The following is a 16843-nucleotide window of genomic DNA, read 5'->3' as shown; positions in this document are numbered from 1 at the left end:
CTTACCCACATATCTGAGTGGATTGAATGCATAGCCCTTCATCACAGCGCGAGTGACCCATGGAGCAAGGTTCTGAACGCCCCCCACCGATGTGATAACAGGATAAATCGAGGGTTTAAACCCATCCACGCCTCACGTAAAATCCACACACTATTAGTTACAGGGCTGTTTCGCCAGGGTTATCAAGGAATGATGAATACGTATGTAAGCGGTTGTGCGTCAATTGGCGCTGCGGCTACTATAAATTCGCTAGTTTCACCCTCTGCTTGTGGGGTTGAACACTGTGAGGTCGTTTCTGGTGGTTGCCTTTGAGGATAGCTGTCAGGCTTAGGTTCTTTTCTGCTATTGAGCATTTGCATCATTGAGTATGAAAATGAATTTATTGGCGAATATGCTTCTGAGGGAGAGGTATATTCGCCATTTTTTCACCCACACGGTCAAGCGCTGATGCACGTTTGGGAAGCTAGCACAACACGCGTAAAACTGAGCAAAGGCCATTGAATAGGCCACACATTATAACGATAAATGACTCAAGGCAGCCCCGCTGCCCGCTACTGAAGGGAAGTTGCATGTCCGCGGATCAACAAACGGTTACCCCATTAGAGAATTTCTCGCCCAAGGTGGCGCAGCGCGCCGTGCATAGGGTGCAACCCGAGCTGAATTTCTGGCAAATCTTCAATATGTGCTTTGGCTTTTTGGGGATCCAATTCGGCTTTGCGTTGCAAAATGCCAACGTCAGCCGCATTTTCCAAACCCTTGGCGCCTCTATCGATGATATTCCTATTCTGTGGATTGCTGCACCGTTAACGGGTCTACTGGTTCAACCTATTATTGGTTATCTGAGCGATAACACTTGGGGGCGCTTAGGTCGCCGCCGGCCGTATTTTTTAATCGGCGCCATTTGTACGACTCTCGCAATTTTTGTGATGCCGCATTCCCCTACGTTATGGATTGCCGCGGGCATGCTGTGGATTATGGATGCCTCAATCAATATCGCCATGGAACCCTTCCGTGCCTTTGTGGGGGATAATTTACCCCCCAAGCAGCGCACTCAAGGCTATGCTATGCAAAGCTTTTTTATCGGCATCGGCGCGGTTGTGGCCTCGGCCCTGCCCTATATTCTCAGCAACTTCTTTGCTGTCGCCAATACCGCGCCCGCGGGCGAAATAGCCGATTCGGTGCGTTATGCCTTCTATTTTGGCGGCGCAGTGCTGTTTCTTAGCGTGGCTTGGACTGTTGTGTCTACCAAAGAATATTCCCCCGATGAACTTGCCGCCTTCCATGGCAATGCTGACGCAGGCATAGATGAGCAACAAAACCGCACACGCACCCACAAGAATTATCAATTTGCCGCTATCGTTTGGATGGCTGTAGGCGCACTGCTAACGCTTGCGGTGTTGACACAGGATTTAGATAAGCAGCTGTATATTTTAACCTTAGGGATTTTTGCCTTTGGCCCATTGCAACTTTACTGCGCCCTGCGTTTAGGCAAATCAACGCCCTCACAGCGCGCGCAACTGGGCATTGTCTTTAATGTGGTCGATGATTTATTCCATATGCCTAAGGCCATGCATCAGTTAGCCATAGTGCAGTTTTTCTCTTGGTTCGCGCTCTTTGCGATGTGGATTTACACCACCTCGGCGGTGACGTCCTATCATTTTGGCAGCAGCGATGTGTTGTCTAAGGCCTATAACGATGGTGCCGATTGGGTGGGCGTACTGTTCGCCTCCTACAATGGATTTTCGGCCATTGCGGCCCTGTTTATCCCACTGCTTGCTAAACGTATCGGCATCAAACTGACCCACACCTTTAATATGTTCTGCGGCGGGTTTGGGTTGATCAGTTTCTATTTTATCAAAGATCCCAGTCTGTTATGGCTACCCATGATTGGCGTGGGTATCGCTTGGGCCTCGATTCTCTCCGTGCCCTACGCCATGTTATCTGGCGCCTTACCGCCGAAAAAGATGGGGGTGTATATGGGGATTTTTAACTTCTTTATCGTGATCCCACAGCTGCTCGCGGCCAGTGTTTTAGGCTTAATTCTTAATGGATTATTTGATGGTCAGCCCATCTACGCCCTGATCACTGGCGGCGTTCTGATGCTCTGCGCCGGGATTGCCGTGCTCTTTGTTGAGCAACCGAATACTCAGCACACTCAAGCGTAAATCGCAGATCCTACAACTCGGCACCCTTGGCGTTTGGGCAACTAAACGCCAAGACGCATGACCACATAGCTTACAACAAGAATAAATCGCAATTAGCACCATCTATTGATTGGGGAGATTTTGAAGAATATGGCATCGACAACAGTACCTTCACTGCAGGCTCGCAGCTTAACTGACCGCCGCAACTTAACTCGTAAGCCGATTGCGCTCGCAATTGCCGCAAGCCTTATCGGCGTTGCCAGCTTAACGGGCTGCTCACCCTCGGCCACCAATGCAGACTCATCAACAGCGGCCGTCATCAAAGTCACAGACGCACAGATTGCCCCCGGCGCCCCCGGCAAAGCCCCAACCTGGGCGTTTTCCGGCAAAACCGGTATCGGCACCTCCTATGAGCCTTATACTCAGGGGCAATACCAAGACAGCATCCAAAATCCCATTAGCCGAGTGTGGTTCTCCGTCGCACAGGGGATTTTAACCGAGACCATGTACGGCCTTATTCATAATGCTCAGCTCAAAGAGTTGCAATTTGTGATCACAGGCAATGGCTTTGTCGATACCGAAAAAGACAACACTATCAGCAGCATTGAATACTTAGATACCGATGCCAATGGCCGCCCACAATCCTTGGCCTATAAGATTATCAATCGCGATGTTGAAGGTAAGTATCAGATAGAAAAACATATCTTTACCGATCCCGACCGCGATACGCTGATGATGCGCGTGACGTTTACCGCTTTTGAAGCAGGCATCACACCGCATTTATACGTTAACCCCCATATCGATAATGCAGGCGCGAATGATATTGGCAGAATCGATCATCAAGCCCTTATTGCTCGCACCAATGATCCCCACAGCAGCGTAATGACGGTGAAATCGGATATCGATTTTACGCAGGCGACTACGGGCTTTGTCGGTGTATCCGACGGTTTGGCCGATTTAGCCGATAACGGTAAGCTCGATACCCTGTATCAGGCCACCAGCAACGCTGAAAAGCCCACTCAAGGCAACATTGCCTTTACCGCCAGTTATCCTGCACTCCAAGCTAATCAACCTCTTAATGTGAATTTGGCGATTGGTTTTGGCCAGGATGAAGCCAGCAGTTTAGCCAATGCCAACGCCAGCTTAACGGCGGGGTATGATGCAGTGCTGAGCCAATACAACGCCGGTTGGCACAGTTATTTACAATCGCTACCCGCGATGCCTGATATGGCACAGAGCACCACGGATAATGGCAAGCTGCTGTATACCAGTGCCATGGTACTCAAGGCGCAGGAAGATAAAACCTATGCGGGCGCCCTTATCGCTTCGCTTTCTAATCCTTGGGGCGATACCGTCCCTGCTGTCACACCCAGCACGGGCTACAAGGCCGTTTGGCCCCGAGACTTTTACCAGTGCGCCATGGCATTTCTCGCCATGGGCGATACACAAACGCCTAAAGTCGCCTTTGAGTACCTTAAAAAGGTGCAAGTGAGTGACAAAACTCCAGGCTATAGTGGCACGCCCGGTTGGTTCTTACAAAAGACCCATGTGGATGGCCAAATCGAATGGGTGGGCGTACAGCTCGACCAAACGGCGATGCCGATCATGCTCGGCTGGAAACTCTGGCAGGCAGGCGTACTCAGCCAAGCGGAACTGAGCCATTGGTATCAAGAGATGCTAAAAGCCGCGGCGGAATTTTTAGTCAGCGGCGGAGAGGTGAATCTTGACTGGAATCACACGCAAATTACGCCACCGAAAACCCAGCAAGAACGTTGGGAAGAACAAGCTGGTTATTCGCCCTCCACCACGGCCGCAGTGATCGCAGGCTTAGTGGCCGCGAGTGATATTGCTAAGGCAGTAAACGACAGCGATGCCAGTCAGCGTTATCTCGCAACCGCTAAAACGCTTAATCAACAACTTGAAAAACACTTAGTGACGACCCAAGGTTTGCTTACCGATAGCCAAGGCATTAAGGCGCCTTATTATCTGCGATTAAGCCCGAATGGCGAACCAAACACCGCCGAGCAACTCGCCGCTAATAATGGTCGTGCGGGATTAGATCAACGTCAGATCCTCGATGGCGGCTTTTTAGAGCTGGTGCGCTACGGCGTGCGTGGCGCCACCGATAAGCTGATTAATCAAAGCCTAGCGCTGGTGGATAACACTGAGCTTGAGGACAATTTACGCCTCAAATACAACTTTACTGCAAAAGATGGCAGCAGTGTTCCTGGGTTTAGACGTTACGGTAACGATGGCTACGGTGAAGATATCCTCACTGGCGCAAACTACGCCGAATCAGGCAGTAATAGCGACAACCAACGCGGCCGCGTATGGCCCTTCTTCACCGGCGAGCGTGGCCATTTTGAATTGGCCCTCGCCAGCGCTAAGGGAGAGCTAAGCGGTGTTCACGCGCAGCAAACCAAACAGCAGCTTATCAATACCTATGTACAAGGGATGGAAACCTTCGCCAACGCGGGTCTAATGCTCCCCGAGCAAGCATGGGACGGTGTGGGTAACGCCACACGCTACCAATATCAACTCGGCCAAGGCACTAACTCCGCCACCCCGCTCGCCTGGACCCACGCTGAATATATCAAGCTGGTGCGTTCAATGAGCGATGGTCGAGTATGGGATAACTACCCTATCGTCCCAGAAGCGTTGAAATAAACCCTACTCGAGACAATCTAATTGTGTCCTTTAGTGCTGATTAGCACTAAAGGACTCTGTTTAAGAACGCTCTTAAGGGATTATTTCTAAGGTCTATCTCTAAGATCTAGCCCTAAGAGCAATCTAAAGGAACTAGCTTAAAGAACTATCTTTGCAGCTATTCAAAGAAGCCTGCTTGGTAGCCGTTAGATTGAGTACAAAGCGAGAGATAGTAATGCTACCGTGTGGCTTGCACGCTTTTTTGGGCATATTCCTGAGGCGTGCAACCAAATAAGACTTTAAATGCTGCGCTAAAACTACTGACACTCAAATATCCAAGGCTATGGGCCACGCTTGTTGTGCTTTCCCCTTGGGTTAACCGCTCAAGGGAGTTGAGTAATCGGTATCTTTGGCGCCATTGCCTGTAGGTCTGCCCGGTTTCGGCTTTAAAGAGTCGTTCTATGGTTCGAATACTCGCCCCCGCACTTTGAGCTAATTCGGCCAAGGTATACTCCGACTGCGGTTTTTTGATCAATAACTGGATCACTCGGCCAAGACGCGGATCCGAGCCCGCATTCAAGTAGGTATTCACACTGTCGAGCGCATCTAACTCGTCTATGGCACTTAAACCCAAGCGAAAATATTTGGCAGGTTCCATTGTGGCGTCTTGGCATAGTTTCAGAACCATTTCACGCATTAGCGGCGTCATAGTAACCATCACCACCTGCGTGTCCTGCACTCTTACGCGATAACTGGGATCGATATATAAATTGCGAAGATGAGCTTGGGTTTCACAGTTAATTTGATGCCGGCAACCACTGGGAAGCCACACGGCATGGGTCGATGGTACCACCCAAACCGCATTATCGCTCTGAACCCGTAAAATCCCTTTTGCCGCCCAAAGTAACTGCCCCCGAGGGTGAGAATGGGGTTCAACGCCCATTTCGGCCTCAAGATTGCGCGCATTACTCAATACGGGACGATTTGCATCTAACGTGAACGCAAATTGGCTGGGCGCCAACATTGTCGCTTTAGAAATAACATCTGACACATTACCACCTTAAAACGCCATATTAACTGGGCTATCTTAGGCCGCAATATCAATGCCCGCAATATTAAGGTGATCCCCTATGGGTAAGTTAAGTATTAAAAAATGGCTGGTCTTTAGCGCCATGCTCGTCGCAGTCTTGCTGGCCATATTTCCACTCCAGCAGCACCCATCACTTTTTTCCTACAGCGCATCGGTCGTACTCATCACCCTGTTATTTTGGAGCACCGGCTTTATTCCGCCCTTTATGGCGGGACTGATCTTTTTTGCCTTGGCCACCATTTTTAAACTGATCGACCCCAGTGCGTTGTTCTCGGGATTCGGTTCGACGGCGGTGTGGTTAATTATCTCTGGCTTTGTGATTGGCAGCGCCATTGCAGAATCGGGGTTGAGTCGCCGCCTCGCGGCCGTTATCGCCCCCGCGTTAACTATGAGTTATCCACGCATGATTGCGGGACTCGTCATCAGCGCGATGCTACTGGGATTTGTGATGCCATCCTCGGTTGGGCGCGCGGTAGTGATGCTGCCCATCGGTATGGCCTTGGCCGAGCAACTCGGATTTAGTCGAGGCAGCAATGGCCGGATAGGCATAGCAACCGCCCTAGCACTTGCCTGTAATATGCCAAGCCTTGCGGTGCTGCCCGCCAATATTCCCAATATGATTTTGGCAGGTGCGAGCGAAAACCTGTTTAACGTGCATTTTGGCTATGCTGAGTATCTGTTTCTGCACTTTCCGATTTTAGGTCTGCTCAAATCAGCCATTATCGTGGTGATCGTGGTGTATTTGTTTCCGGCCAAAATTGATAAAACCCAGATGGCGGCAGCGACGGATATCGAAGCGTATGATGTGACCAAGCAAGTTAAACTCGCTGTGTTACTCATCATCACCCTGCTATTTTGGATAACAGACTCATGGCATGGGATCAATCCGGCATGGGTGGGGCTAACGACCGCCATCATCCTCTTGCTGCCGAAATGGGGCATTATTGAGCCAAAACGTTTTAATCAATCAGTTGATTTTTCAACGGTTATCTTTGTTGCCGCCGCGCTAGGATTAGGCGTTTTAGTCAATCAATCTGGGCTAGGTAGCGCGCTCGGCCAAGCATTCAGCCAATACTTACCCTTGTCACAAGGCGCCTCTTTCCTCAACTTTATGTCCTTATCACTGATATCGACCTTAACCGGATTAGTGGCAACCGTGCCTGGTGTGCCTACGGTATTAACCCCAATGGCTGCCGACTTAGCGAATGCGACAGGTTTTTCTCTCCCCGCGGTATTGATGACCCAAGTGATCGGCTTTTCGACGGTGATTTTCCCCTATCAAGCGCCGCCGCTGATTTTGGCGATGCAATTATCTCAGGAGTCCCTCGCCCATCTGCTGAAAGTCACCTTACCCTTAGCGCTGATCACCTTACTAGTGCTGATGCCGCTGGACTACCTCTGGTGGCAGTTATTAGGCTGGATAAGCTAAGCCTTTGAGGTATAGAAAAATAACCCTAGTTTTATGAGCCAAACAAGACTCAAAATTGCGGCAAAGGAGTGCCGCAACCAACTTAGCGACAACCCCATGCGTTAACGTTAGTGAATTAGAAGGTTGTGACCTAAAGTCATTCCCCACGTCGTGCTTACTATTCCTTTGCATCTGATTGTGTGACCTCAACGTTTGCCTGTCGTCTTACTCAACACACTTTCGACAAGTCATCAAAATACGCTACACTGTTTTTATATACAGTATTTTGATTTTCATTATGCATATGCTCACACAAACACAGTATCCACTTTTTAGCTCCTCCGTTGCGGCTGGATTTCCTTCTCCTGCCCATGATTACATTGAGCATTCACTCGATCTCAATGAACTTTGTATTAAACACCCCACAGCAACATTTTTTGTGAAGGTACAGGGAGACTCAATGGTCGATGCGGGCATTTCGAGTGGCGACATATTAGTGGTGGACAGAGCATTACAGGCTACGCACGGTGATATTGTGGTCGCATCCGTCGATGGTGAGTTTACCGTTAAACAATTGCAGTTACGTCCAATAGTGCAATTAATACCCCGTAATCCGGCATTTAAAGCCATTAACATCCACCATGATTCCGAGCTAAACCTATTTGGTGTTGTCACCTGTGTGGTGAAGAAATTCAAATGACTGCTACGCTATTTGCCCTCGTCGATTGCAATAACTTCTACGCTTCCTGCGAACGCTTGTTTCGCCCCGATCTTCAAGGCAAACCCATTGTTGTGCTTTCCAATAACGATGGTTGCGTGGTTGCACGCTCAGCAGAGGCGAAACAATTAGGCGTCAAAATGGCCGTCCCCGTGTATGAGGTGATGGACATGATCCGCGCCCATAATATAGCGGTATTTTCCTCCAACTATGCACTTTATGCCGATATTTCAAATCGAGTGATGACCACTCTCGAGCACATGGTGCCAAGGGTAGAAGTCTACTCAATTGATGAGGCTTTTTTAGATTTGTCTCGGCTCGATAGATGCCAAGATATCACTCAGTTAGCCGCGGATATTCGCCAACGGATCCAACAATGGATTGGGATCAGTGTCTGTGTTGGCATAGGTCCGAGTAAAACCTTAGCCAAACTCGCCAATTATGCCGCTAAAAAATATCCCATGACTCAAGGTGTTGTCGATTTACGCACGACGGAACGCCAACGGCGATTAATGGCCTTGACGCCAATTGATGAGGTATGGGGGATTGGCCGAAAAATTGCGCAACGTTTAAAGCTTATGGGTATACATACCGCCCTACAGCTTGCCGATGCCCCACCTAAGCTCATCCGAGACAGCTTCTCGGTCACAGTCGAACGAACTGTGCATGAGCTAAACGGTATTGCCTGTGATGATATTCAACAACTTGTGGCGACAAAACAGCAAATCGTCAGTTCTCGCTCTTTTGGTGAACGCATTACCCAGTTCACGGCAATGCAGCAGGCCATCAATGATTACACCTGTCGAGCCTGCGAAAAACTGCGTGTTGAGGGTCAATTTGCACGTACCCTATCCGTATTTATTCGGACCAGTTATTTCACTGAACATCAACCCCAGTACAGTCAGGTGCTCACAGGCAATTTAACTTATCCCAGTGACGATACCCGCGATTTTATCGCATTAGCGCAGCGGCTCTTGTCTAGGCTTTGGCGTGAAGGATATGCCTATGCCAAGGCGGGCGTCATGCTGGGGGATTTTTATGCGCCAGGTGTGTTTCAACTAGGATTATTTGATGAAGTCAAACCACAGCCAAAAAGTAGAGCCTTAATGAACCTACTGGATAGCGTGAATCACAGCGGTAAAGCCAAGATCCAATTTGCAGGTCAAGGACTTAATGCAGATTGGAGCATGAAGCGTAACCAACTCTCCCCCCGCTACACCACACAGTGGGCACACATTCCGACAGTAAAATAAGCCATAGTATGCAAACACGCTATTTGCTTACCTGTTAAGGTTTGTTAAATCCCTAAAGCTGCGGCAATAATGCGCTATTTTTCAACAGTTAATAAGATACTTCCAATCCACCACTTTTATCCCACCTTGATTCAGCTCACAGAATCTAAAACTCAATCAAACTAAATACCTAGGATATAAATTGACATTGTAAAGACAATGTTTCGTTACATTGAGATACAACCACGCCATAGCGCATACCGTGCCGTCATTCTTTATTTCCCCTCGCACTTAATTAGCCTCCTCGCTTTTACAAACACAACATTTAGACAGCATACGAACAACAATTAAGCTGTTGATATTAAAGTTGTTAATGATAATTTTCCGACTATGGAGGGCAGTTGCAAATAAATATAAGCCGTGATGAAACCCTTCCTGATCGTCATGGCATTGTTAAGGGAATGAAAATATGACTACGCAAACAACCGTGGCACGTGCGGTTCGTTTTAGTTTACTCGCTTTGGTCTCCGCCTCGGTGACACCGCAAGTATTTGCCGCCGATGAAGCGGCCGTTATCGATGATAAAGTGGAGCGTATCGAAGTCACGGGTTCACGTATTAAACGTACCGATCTTGAAAATGCCTCCCCTATCGTGGTGGTGAGCGCAGCAGATATCGAAAAAGGCGGCTTTAACTCAGTGCAAGACGTGTTAGGTAACCTGTCGCAAAACTCCGGTGGGTCGATGACCCAGCAGGAAGTGCACGGCTTTACTCCAGCGGCATCGGCCGTCAACCTGCGTGGTGTGGGCGCTGGCCGCGTACTGACATTAATCAATGGCAAACGTGTGCCTAAATATCCGTTTGGTGCTGGTGGTACAGACAGCTTTGTCGATACCGCTAACATTCCGTTAGGGGCCATTGAACGCATCGAGATTTTAACCACGGGCGCCTCGGCAATTTACGGCTCAGATGCGATGGGCGGTGTAATTAACATCATCTTGAAAAAAGACGTTGAACAAAGCACCTTCAAATACCGTCACTCTGATACCTTCGATGGTGGTCTGCAAAATAACCAGTTCTCCTTTATGACGGGTGTCAGCAGTGATAAAGCGAACCTGACCTTCTTCGCCGAATATGAAGATCGCCAAGCGTTAAAAGCCTCGGATCGTCCTGAATGGGGGACCGATATTGTTCCGGGTAACTACTATTCCAGCTACAGCTCCTATGGCGCCAACCTTGTGGATAGCAATGGTAAATTACTCAAGACCTTAAGCGCCGCAGAATGTGATGCGCGCGGCTATGTGATGATGGCCAATGGTAAGTGTGGGTTCGATCGCTCCGCACAGCGCGACTTTTCGCCTGAGCAAAAACGCTATTCAACCATGATCAACCTCACCAAAGACTTAAACGACAATCATCAGCTGTATTCGCGCCTCGATTACACCCATGCCTCGACCTACACTGAGATTGAATCGGCAACGGTCGGCGAAGATTTTATGTTCAACGTATCGGGCAATAACGTCACTATTGTTGATGAACTCAATGGGTTATCTCAAGTCTTCGATAAAAATACCGCCTTCGGCGGAGATTTTGCCGGCGCTGCCGATGGGGACTATTACTACACTCGCCGTATGTCGGAGTTAGGTCCACGCACCTCTGATTTTGAGACCAATAACTTCTCCTTCTTATTAGGCAGCAAAGGTTACCTCACCGATTCAATCGAGTACGACACCTCGTGGTCGATTGCGCGCCAAACGGTAGACTCCACCACCGCAGGTTCACCCACCTACCAAAGCATGTGGAATTACCTCACCGCAGGCACAAACGGCAATTCGCTGCTGGATGTGATTTCACCGGACGATGCCGCAATGCTGGATTTCCAAGGTGGTAAGAAGGGGCAATCTACCCTATCGAGCTTCAACGCGGGGATCAGTGGCGATGCCTTTGAATTACCAGCAGGCACAGTGGCTTATGCCGTGGGCGTCGAATACGGTAAAGAATGGTTCTACGATAAGTCCGATAGCTTCACCAGCAATGGTGGCGTGATTGGCAAAGGCGGCAGCAGCGCCCAAGGTGAACGTGAGCAATATGCAGGTTATGCCGAAGTCGCCGTGCCTGTGATTGAAAACCTCACCGTCACCCTTGCGGGCCGTTACGACTACTATGACGATTTATCCGATGTCGGCGGTCAATTCAGCCCACAAGTCGCAGTCGAGTATCGCCCGATTGATAATCTGTTGTTACGCGGTCTGTATGCAGAAACCTTCCGAGCGCCAGACATGCAGCGCTTATTTGGTGAACCAACGGCAGCCTATAGCACAGTGATCGACACTCCAACCTGTGAGGCCGCGGGTGGCACGGGCCCTGCCTGTGAGAAGATTGACTCACTGCCAATTACTATCGGTGCAAACCCAGAACTTGAAGCGGAAACCGGTAAAAACTATAACCTCGGCATTGTGTGGGATTATAACGATCTCAATTTAACCTTGGACTACTGGATTGTTGAAATCGATAACCTAGTCAATAGCCCAAGCGCCCAGTATATCTTGGATCACTCTGATGCCTTCGCCGATAAGATTTTCCGCGATGCAAGCGGCAAGTTAATTCAAGTGAATACTCAAGCCATCAACATGTCATCCCAAGAAACTTCGGGTATCGACTTCTCGGTGGGCTATCGCTATGAGACTTCAGGCTACGGCGATGTCACCGCCCGCTTAGAAGGCACCTATTTATTGAAGTGGGAGGAGCAATTAACCCCAGATTCAGAGCCTTTAGATCTGATCGATGGTGACGGCTCTGCCCCGCAAATCCGTGGTAACTTAAATCTGGGTTGGAACTACGATGACTTCGCTACCAACCTGCTGGTCAAGTACACCGACAGCATGAATGGCCAGCGTAAAGAGGCATTCATTAACAATGGGTTAGCGGATAAATATGCCGTCACTATCGATAGCCATGTCGAAGTGAACTGGGCCGCCAGCTATATGTTAACCGATGCGATTAAGTTCTCCGGCGGGATTAATAATATCTTCGATGCAGGCCCTGAGATTGATGAAACCCAAAACTCTTGGCCGCACTATCCACGTTCTTACTACAACGTTGTTGGGCGTGAATATTATTTAGCGGTAGAGATGAACTTCTAATCAACCTCATGTTTTGATTAGTATTGCTTCCTCAAACACAAAGCCGAGCAACTGCTCGGCTTTTATCTATTGGCTTCACACTCAGTTACGCGTAGGTATCAATCGATTCGCCTTGACTCGCCTCACGGGCGCGCTCTTTGGCGGACTCGCTCACCTCTTCCACTTTGGCTGGTGCAGGTTGAGCGGGTAACGCAGTGGGTGAAGATGAACGGTTGGCAGCATAGCTATGCGCTAACATTGGGCTGCTTGCACTGATATTCATAGCGATCCCCTTGTCGATTTAGGCTCAATGCTCAGGTTCAATACTTAGGCTAGAAGCCAATACTTAAGTGACGCTTAAGCGCTTGTGCTAAAAAATCCTTTTGCCATTGGCTGCATCGGCTGCAATTGATGACCATACAATACGATAACCCCCTTGTGGCATCTAACGCACAATGCCACAATGCGAGCAAAATCAATGCGTGCCAACGGCGCCCCGCGATAGGAGCATCATCTTGACCCTTTTTGGTATTAAAAATTGCGATACAGTGCGTAAAGCACGTAAATGGATTGAAACCCATCAACTTTCGGTCAACTTCCATGACTTTAGGGAAGATGGATTAGCAGAAAAGGATCTTCAGCATTGGTGTCAAATTGCAGGATGGGAAACTGTCTTTAACAAACGCAGTACCAGTTTTCGCGCCTTGAGTGATGCAGATAAGGCCAATATCGACCAAGCCAAAGCCATTCAACTGATGCTCACTCACCCGACGCTGATCAAGCGCCCAGTGCTAGTGGTGGGTGAACAAGTGCTGGTGGGCTTTAACGAAGCCGAATATAAGAAGGCCTTTTCCCTATGACGCACGCTTCGAACACCCACCCAGTTACCGAACTGACTAAAGCGTTAATCGCCCGTCCTTCGGTCACCCCGCTGGATGAAGGCTGCCAAACCCTGATGGCCGCACGTCTTGCCGCCATTGGCTTTAATATTGAGCCCATGGTCTTTGAAGACACCACCAATATGTGGGCGCGTCGCGGTAATGAAGGCCCAGTATTTTGTTTTGCTGGCCATACCGATGTAGTGCCCGCAGGCGATTTAAGCCGCTGGCATACCCCACCTTTTGAGCCAACCATTATCGACGGTTACCTCTATGGCCGCGGCGCGGCAGACATGAAAGGCTCATTGGCGGCGATGATCGTCGCGACCGAGCGTTTTGTGGCTAAGCACCCAAATCACCCCGGCTCGATTGCGTTTTTGATCACCAGCGATGAAGAAGGCCCCTTTATCAATGGCACCACACGGGTTATCGACACCCTAGAAGCCCGCAATGAAAAAATCACTTGGGCGCTGGTGGGCGAACCCTCATCGACCCTAAAACTCGGTGATGTGGTCAAAAATGGACGCCGTGGCAGCCTGACCGCCAACTTGACCGTTAAGGGCATTCAGGGCCATGTGGCCTATCCGCACCTTGCGGATAACCCAATCCACAAAGCCGCGCCGTTTTTAGCCGAGTTAAGCCAAACCCATTGGGATAATGGCAACGAATTCTTCCCGCCCACCAGCATGCAAATCGCCAATATTAATGGCGGTACGGGCGCATCGAACGTGATCCCAGGCACCCTAGAGGTGATGTTTAACTTCCGTTATTCGACCGAAGTGACCGCCGAGATATTAATCGAGCGCGTGGAGGCCTTATTGACCGCCCACGAACTGGATTATGACATCAGCTGGACCTTCAACGGTCTGCCATTTTTAACCGGCGAAGGCCCACTGTTAGACGCGACTCGCCATGCTATACGTCAGATCACTGGCTATGATACCGATCCGCAAACCACGGGCGGCACCTCTGATGGACGCTTTATTGCACCAACGGGCGCCAAAGTGTTGGAACTCGGTCCAGTGAACGCCACTATCCATAAAGTGAACGAGTGCGTGAAAATCGACGATCTCGAGCAGTTAGCCCTGTGCTACGAAGTGATTTTGGAACAGTTGCTGTGTTAAACGCCACGCCACGCTTAAGGAACACAGCCCAGCTCTATGGAATAGAAAGTGGAATAGAGAGTGGGATAGCAAGCAGTTTAGACACGGGCTTACATACCGACTTATCCGCTGCTGTAACCCAAGAGTCAGCGCAGAGACTGCAATTAGTCGAACTGCTGAGTCCCCATCACCCGAGCGAAACACGCTTCATGCTGGAGGCTCAAACCGCCCTCGCCTTTAAGGCGATGGCGGACAGCGCCGCCAAAGATGGGATAGCCCTCGCGATTTGCTCGGCCTATCGTCCTTTTGACAGGCAACTCGCCATTTGGAACGCCAAAGCCAGCGGTAAGCGTGTTGTGCTGGATATTAACGAACAGCCCGTGGATATCAGTCCACTGAGCGATGATGCATTAGTCGATTTGATTTTGCTCTGGTCGGCACTGCCAGGCGCGTCACGCCATCACTGGGGCACGGATATCGATGTGTTTGATGCCAAGCAAATCGAGGTGAAATCCCTGCGATTAGTGGAAGCGGAATACACTGATGGCGGCCCTTGTGCCCACTTGCACCAGTGGCTACTCCAGCACGCCAAGGATTTTGGGTTTTATTTTCCTTTTCAGCGCGGTAAAAGCGCCGTCAGCGCCGAGCCTTGGCATATCAGCTATTTCCCCGTGTCTCAAACCCTGTTACCCCAATTTGAGGTGCAGGCCTTAGCGCAGGTTATCCAGCGCAGCGATATGTTGCTTAAAGAAGCGGTGCTCGCCCGTTTACCTGTGCTTGTGGCGGAATATGTACATCGAATTGCACAGCCTTAAGGTGTCGCCATTCGCACAACTCGATGGCGCCTTTTACTCGGCGCTTATCTTTAAAAGTAGGTTTTATGGATTTTTCTTCACACAGAAAACAACTCAACATCGCCGGTAGCCAACTCAGTTACCTCGATATAGGTTCAGGCCCAGCGCTGTTATTTGGCCACAGTTACCTCTGGGATAGCGCCATGTGGGCGCCGCAAATTGCCAGCTTAAGTCAACAGTATCGCTGCATCGTGCCCGAACTCTGGGGACACGGCCAATCGGGCGCCGTCCCAGAAAGCTGCAACAGCCTCTTAGACATCAGCGAGCATATGCTGACTCTGATGGATAGCCTCAACATCGAGCAATTTGCGGTTATCGGTTTATCCGTGGGTGCCATGTGGGGCGCCGAGCTCGTGCTTAAAGCCCCCGCGCGCGTCAATGCTCTGGTGATGCTCGACAGTTTTATTGGGTTTGAGCCAGAGATCACCCGTGCTAAATATTATGGCATGCTGGACACGATCCAAGCCGCCGGCAGCATACCTGCGCCGCTTATCAGCGCCATTTCGCCACTGTTTTTCGCCGATAATGCCAAAGCGAATAATCCCGAATTAGTGCAGCGTTTTGAGGCCTACTTGGCCGCGCAAACGCCAGAGACGATCCCGAGCATAGTTAAGCTTGGCCGAATGATTTTTGGCCGCCGCGATACGATGGAATTTGCCGAGCAATTAACTCTGCCCTGTTTAGTCATGGTCGGGGTTGAAGACAAGGCCCGCAGCGTGCTAGAGAGTTACCTGATGAGCGATGCCATCGACGGCAGTCAGTTAGTGCATATTCCTAACGCAGGGCATATTTCCAGCCTAGAGCAAGCCGAGTTTGTCACTGAGCATTTAACTCAGTTTTTAGCGAAGGTATTGTAACAGCGCCCGTATCAGCAAGGTGCCACCCAACTGCGGCACATTGGATAGACCAGCAAGCGTAAATTTACTGGTATACTCTTGCTAAAAATGTGCTGCTTGCATCACTTAGGGCAATAAAGACATTTTAATATGTCAATAAAACAATAGGTTAAAATGAAACTACTCAAACCCTTATTCGATAACAACCGTCGCTGGGCCGGACGCATTCGCCAAGAGCACCCTGATTTTTTTGAACAGCTGGCGAAACAGCAGAACCCTGAATATCTTTGGATTGGTTGTTCCGACAGCCGAGTACCTTCAAACCAAATCATCGATTTAATGCCGGGCGAAGTCTTCGTTCACCGCAATATTGCCAACATGGTGATCCACACCGATCTTAACTGCCTATCTGTTCTGCAATACGCCATTGATGTACTTAAGGTGAAGCACATTATGGTGGTAGGACACTATGGCTGTGGTGGTGTACGTGCCGCCATGGGGAATCAACGCTTAGGGCTTATCGACAACTGGCTCGGTCATTTACGTGATGTTTACCGTCTTCATCAAGATGAATTAATGCAAATGGATGATGCCAAGCGTTTCGACCGTCTGTGTGAACTCAACGTAATTGAACAGGTTTCTAACGTCACCAGCAGCACTATCGTGCAGGAAGCTTGGGCTCGCGGCCAAGAACTGGCGATCCACGGTTGGATTTACGGTATCGATAATGGTCTGTTAACCGACCTTGATGTGACTGTCGATCGCGCGCAAAAGATTTAAATCGGTTTGAGTGAAACACGCCAAAAACCTGCC

Annotated in this window: 13 protein-coding genes; 11 read left to right on the top strand and 2 right to left on the bottom strand. The window is 49.6% G+C overall.

Translation table 11 applies throughout. The annotated features are described in order from the left end of the window. Positions 1-569: 569 nt before the first annotated feature. Positions 570-2165: an MFS transporter gene (locus N7386_RS10125; RefSeq protein WP_279768279.1), complete on the top strand. Its 1596-nt coding sequence runs from the start codon at positions 570-572 to the stop codon at positions 2163-2165. 129 nt (positions 2166-2294) lie between these two features. Then, complete coding sequence (locus N7386_RS10120) at positions 2295-4811, top strand: glycoside hydrolase family 15 protein (protein ID WP_279768277.1); 2517 nt, start codon at positions 2295-2297, stop codon at positions 4809-4811. 217 nt (positions 4812-5028) lie between these two features. Here the strand turns inward: N7386_RS10120 and N7386_RS10115 are convergent, their stop codons facing one another. Beyond that, positions 5029-5841, bottom strand: coding sequence for a helix-turn-helix transcriptional regulator (locus N7386_RS10115; RefSeq protein WP_279768276.1), 813 nt, complete (start codon positions 5839-5841; stop codon positions 5029-5031). A gap of 79 nt (positions 5842-5920) precedes the next feature. Between N7386_RS10115 and N7386_RS10110 the strand changes: the two genes are divergently transcribed. The 4 genes from N7386_RS10110 to N7386_RS10095 all read left to right on the top strand — a co-directional run bounded on the left by N7386_RS10110 (position 5921) and on the right by N7386_RS10095 (position 12380). Then, on the top strand, positions 5921-7309 hold the full coding sequence (locus N7386_RS10110; protein ID WP_279768274.1) for an SLC13 family permease: 1389 nt from the start codon (positions 5921-5923) through the stop codon (positions 7307-7309). A gap of 277 nt (positions 7310-7586) precedes the next feature. Continuing rightward, the gene (umuD, locus tag N7386_RS10105) at positions 7587-7988 is read left to right on the top strand and encodes a translesion error-prone DNA polymerase V autoproteolytic subunit (RefSeq protein WP_109285937.1); all 402 of its coding nucleotides are present in this window, start codon (positions 7587-7589) and stop codon (positions 7986-7988) included. Beyond that, positions 7985-9259 (top strand): translesion error-prone DNA polymerase V subunit UmuC, encoded by a 1275-nt coding sequence (umuC, locus tag N7386_RS10100; RefSeq protein ID WP_279768270.1) that lies wholly within the window; start codon positions 7985-7987, stop codon positions 9257-9259. The genes umuD and umuC overlap by 4 nt, the downstream gene beginning before the upstream one ends. A gap of 448 nt (positions 9260-9707) precedes the next feature. Further along, positions 9708-12380: a TonB-dependent receptor gene (locus tag N7386_RS10095; RefSeq protein ID WP_279768268.1), complete on the top strand. Its 2673-nt coding sequence runs from the start codon at positions 9708-9710 to the stop codon at positions 12378-12380. 85 nt (positions 12381-12465) lie between these two features. On the opposite strand, the gene N7386_RS10090 is transcribed toward N7386_RS10095, so the two are convergent. Then, complete coding sequence (locus N7386_RS10090) at positions 12466-12642, bottom strand: hypothetical protein (protein ID WP_198134665.1); 177 nt, start codon at positions 12640-12642, stop codon at positions 12466-12468. 172 nt (positions 12643-12814) lie between these two features. On the opposite strand from N7386_RS10090, the gene N7386_RS10085 reads away from it, so the two are divergent. The 5 genes from N7386_RS10085 to can all read left to right on the top strand — a co-directional run bounded on the left by N7386_RS10085 (position 12815) and on the right by can (position 16810). Further along, positions 12815-13219: an ArsC family reductase gene (locus N7386_RS10085; protein ID WP_011626269.1), complete on the top strand. Its 405-nt coding sequence runs from the start codon at positions 12815-12817 to the stop codon at positions 13217-13219. Continuing rightward, positions 13216-14361, top strand: coding sequence for a succinyl-diaminopimelate desuccinylase (gene dapE, locus N7386_RS10080; RefSeq protein WP_279768261.1), 1146 nt, complete (start codon positions 13216-13218; stop codon positions 14359-14361). Before N7386_RS10085 ends, dapE begins: the two co-directional genes overlap by 4 nt. Then, the gene (locus tag N7386_RS10075) at positions 14355-15155 is read left to right on the top strand and encodes a M15 family metallopeptidase (RefSeq protein WP_279768258.1); all 801 of its coding nucleotides are present in this window, start codon (positions 14355-14357) and stop codon (positions 15153-15155) included. Before dapE ends, N7386_RS10075 begins: the two co-directional genes overlap by 7 nt. Before the next feature lie 65 nt (positions 15156-15220). After that, the gene (locus tag N7386_RS10070) at positions 15221-16051 is read left to right on the top strand and encodes an alpha/beta fold hydrolase (RefSeq protein ID WP_279768255.1); all 831 of its coding nucleotides are present in this window, start codon (positions 15221-15223) and stop codon (positions 16049-16051) included. 153 nt (positions 16052-16204) lie between these two features. Continuing rightward, positions 16205-16810 carry a carbonate dehydratase gene (gene can / locus N7386_RS10065; protein WP_089067888.1) on the top strand — a complete coding sequence of 202 codons (606 nt, stop codon included), beginning with the start codon at positions 16205-16207 and terminating at the stop codon, positions 16808-16810. Positions 16811-16843 lie beyond the last annotated feature (33 nt).

Origin of the sequence: Shewanella sp. GD04112 (assembly GCF_029835735.1) — a bacterium.
Lineage (GTDB): Bacteria > Pseudomonadota > Gammaproteobacteria > Enterobacterales > Shewanellaceae > Shewanella.
The sequence above is the reverse complement of the archived record's forward strand: the minus strand, read 5'-3'. Positions and strand labels throughout refer to the sequence as shown.

Excerpts from the sequence above, each read along its gene's own strand:
- N7386_RS10090 (WP_198134665.1), bottom strand. The coding sequence starts at position 12,642 with ATGAATATCAGTGCAAGCAGCCCAATGTTAGCGCATAGCTATGCTGCC.
- umuC (WP_279768270.1), top strand. The coding sequence starts at position 7,985 with ATGACTGCTACGCTATTTGCCCTCGTCGATTGCAATAACTTCTACGCT.
- N7386_RS10110 (WP_279768274.1), top strand. The coding sequence starts at position 5,921 with ATGGGTAAGTTAAGTATTAAAAAATGGCTGGTCTTTAGCGCCATGCTC.
- dapE (WP_279768261.1), top strand. The coding sequence starts at position 13,216 with ATGACGCACGCTTCGAACACCCACCCAGTTACCGAACTGACTAAAGCG.
- N7386_RS10095 (WP_279768268.1), top strand. The coding sequence starts at position 9,708 with ATGACTACGCAAACAACCGTGGCACGTGCGGTTCGTTTTAGTTTACTC.
- N7386_RS10125 (WP_279768279.1), top strand. The coding sequence starts at position 570 with ATGTCCGCGGATCAACAAACGGTTACCCCATTAGAGAATTTCTCGCCC.
- N7386_RS10085 (WP_011626269.1), top strand. The coding sequence starts at position 12,815 with ATGCCACAATGCGAGCAAAATCAATGCGTGCCAACGGCGCCCCGCGAT.
- N7386_RS10120 (WP_279768277.1), top strand. The coding sequence starts at position 2,295 with ATGGCATCGACAACAGTACCTTCACTGCAGGCTCGCAGCTTAACTGAC.
- N7386_RS10070 (WP_279768255.1), top strand. The coding sequence starts at position 15,221 with ATGGATTTTTCTTCACACAGAAAACAACTCAACATCGCCGGTAGCCAA.
- can (WP_089067888.1), top strand. The coding sequence starts at position 16,205 with ATGAAACTACTCAAACCCTTATTCGATAACAACCGTCGCTGGGCCGGA.
- umuD (WP_109285937.1), top strand. The coding sequence starts at position 7,587 with ATGCATATGCTCACACAAACACAGTATCCACTTTTTAGCTCCTCCGTT.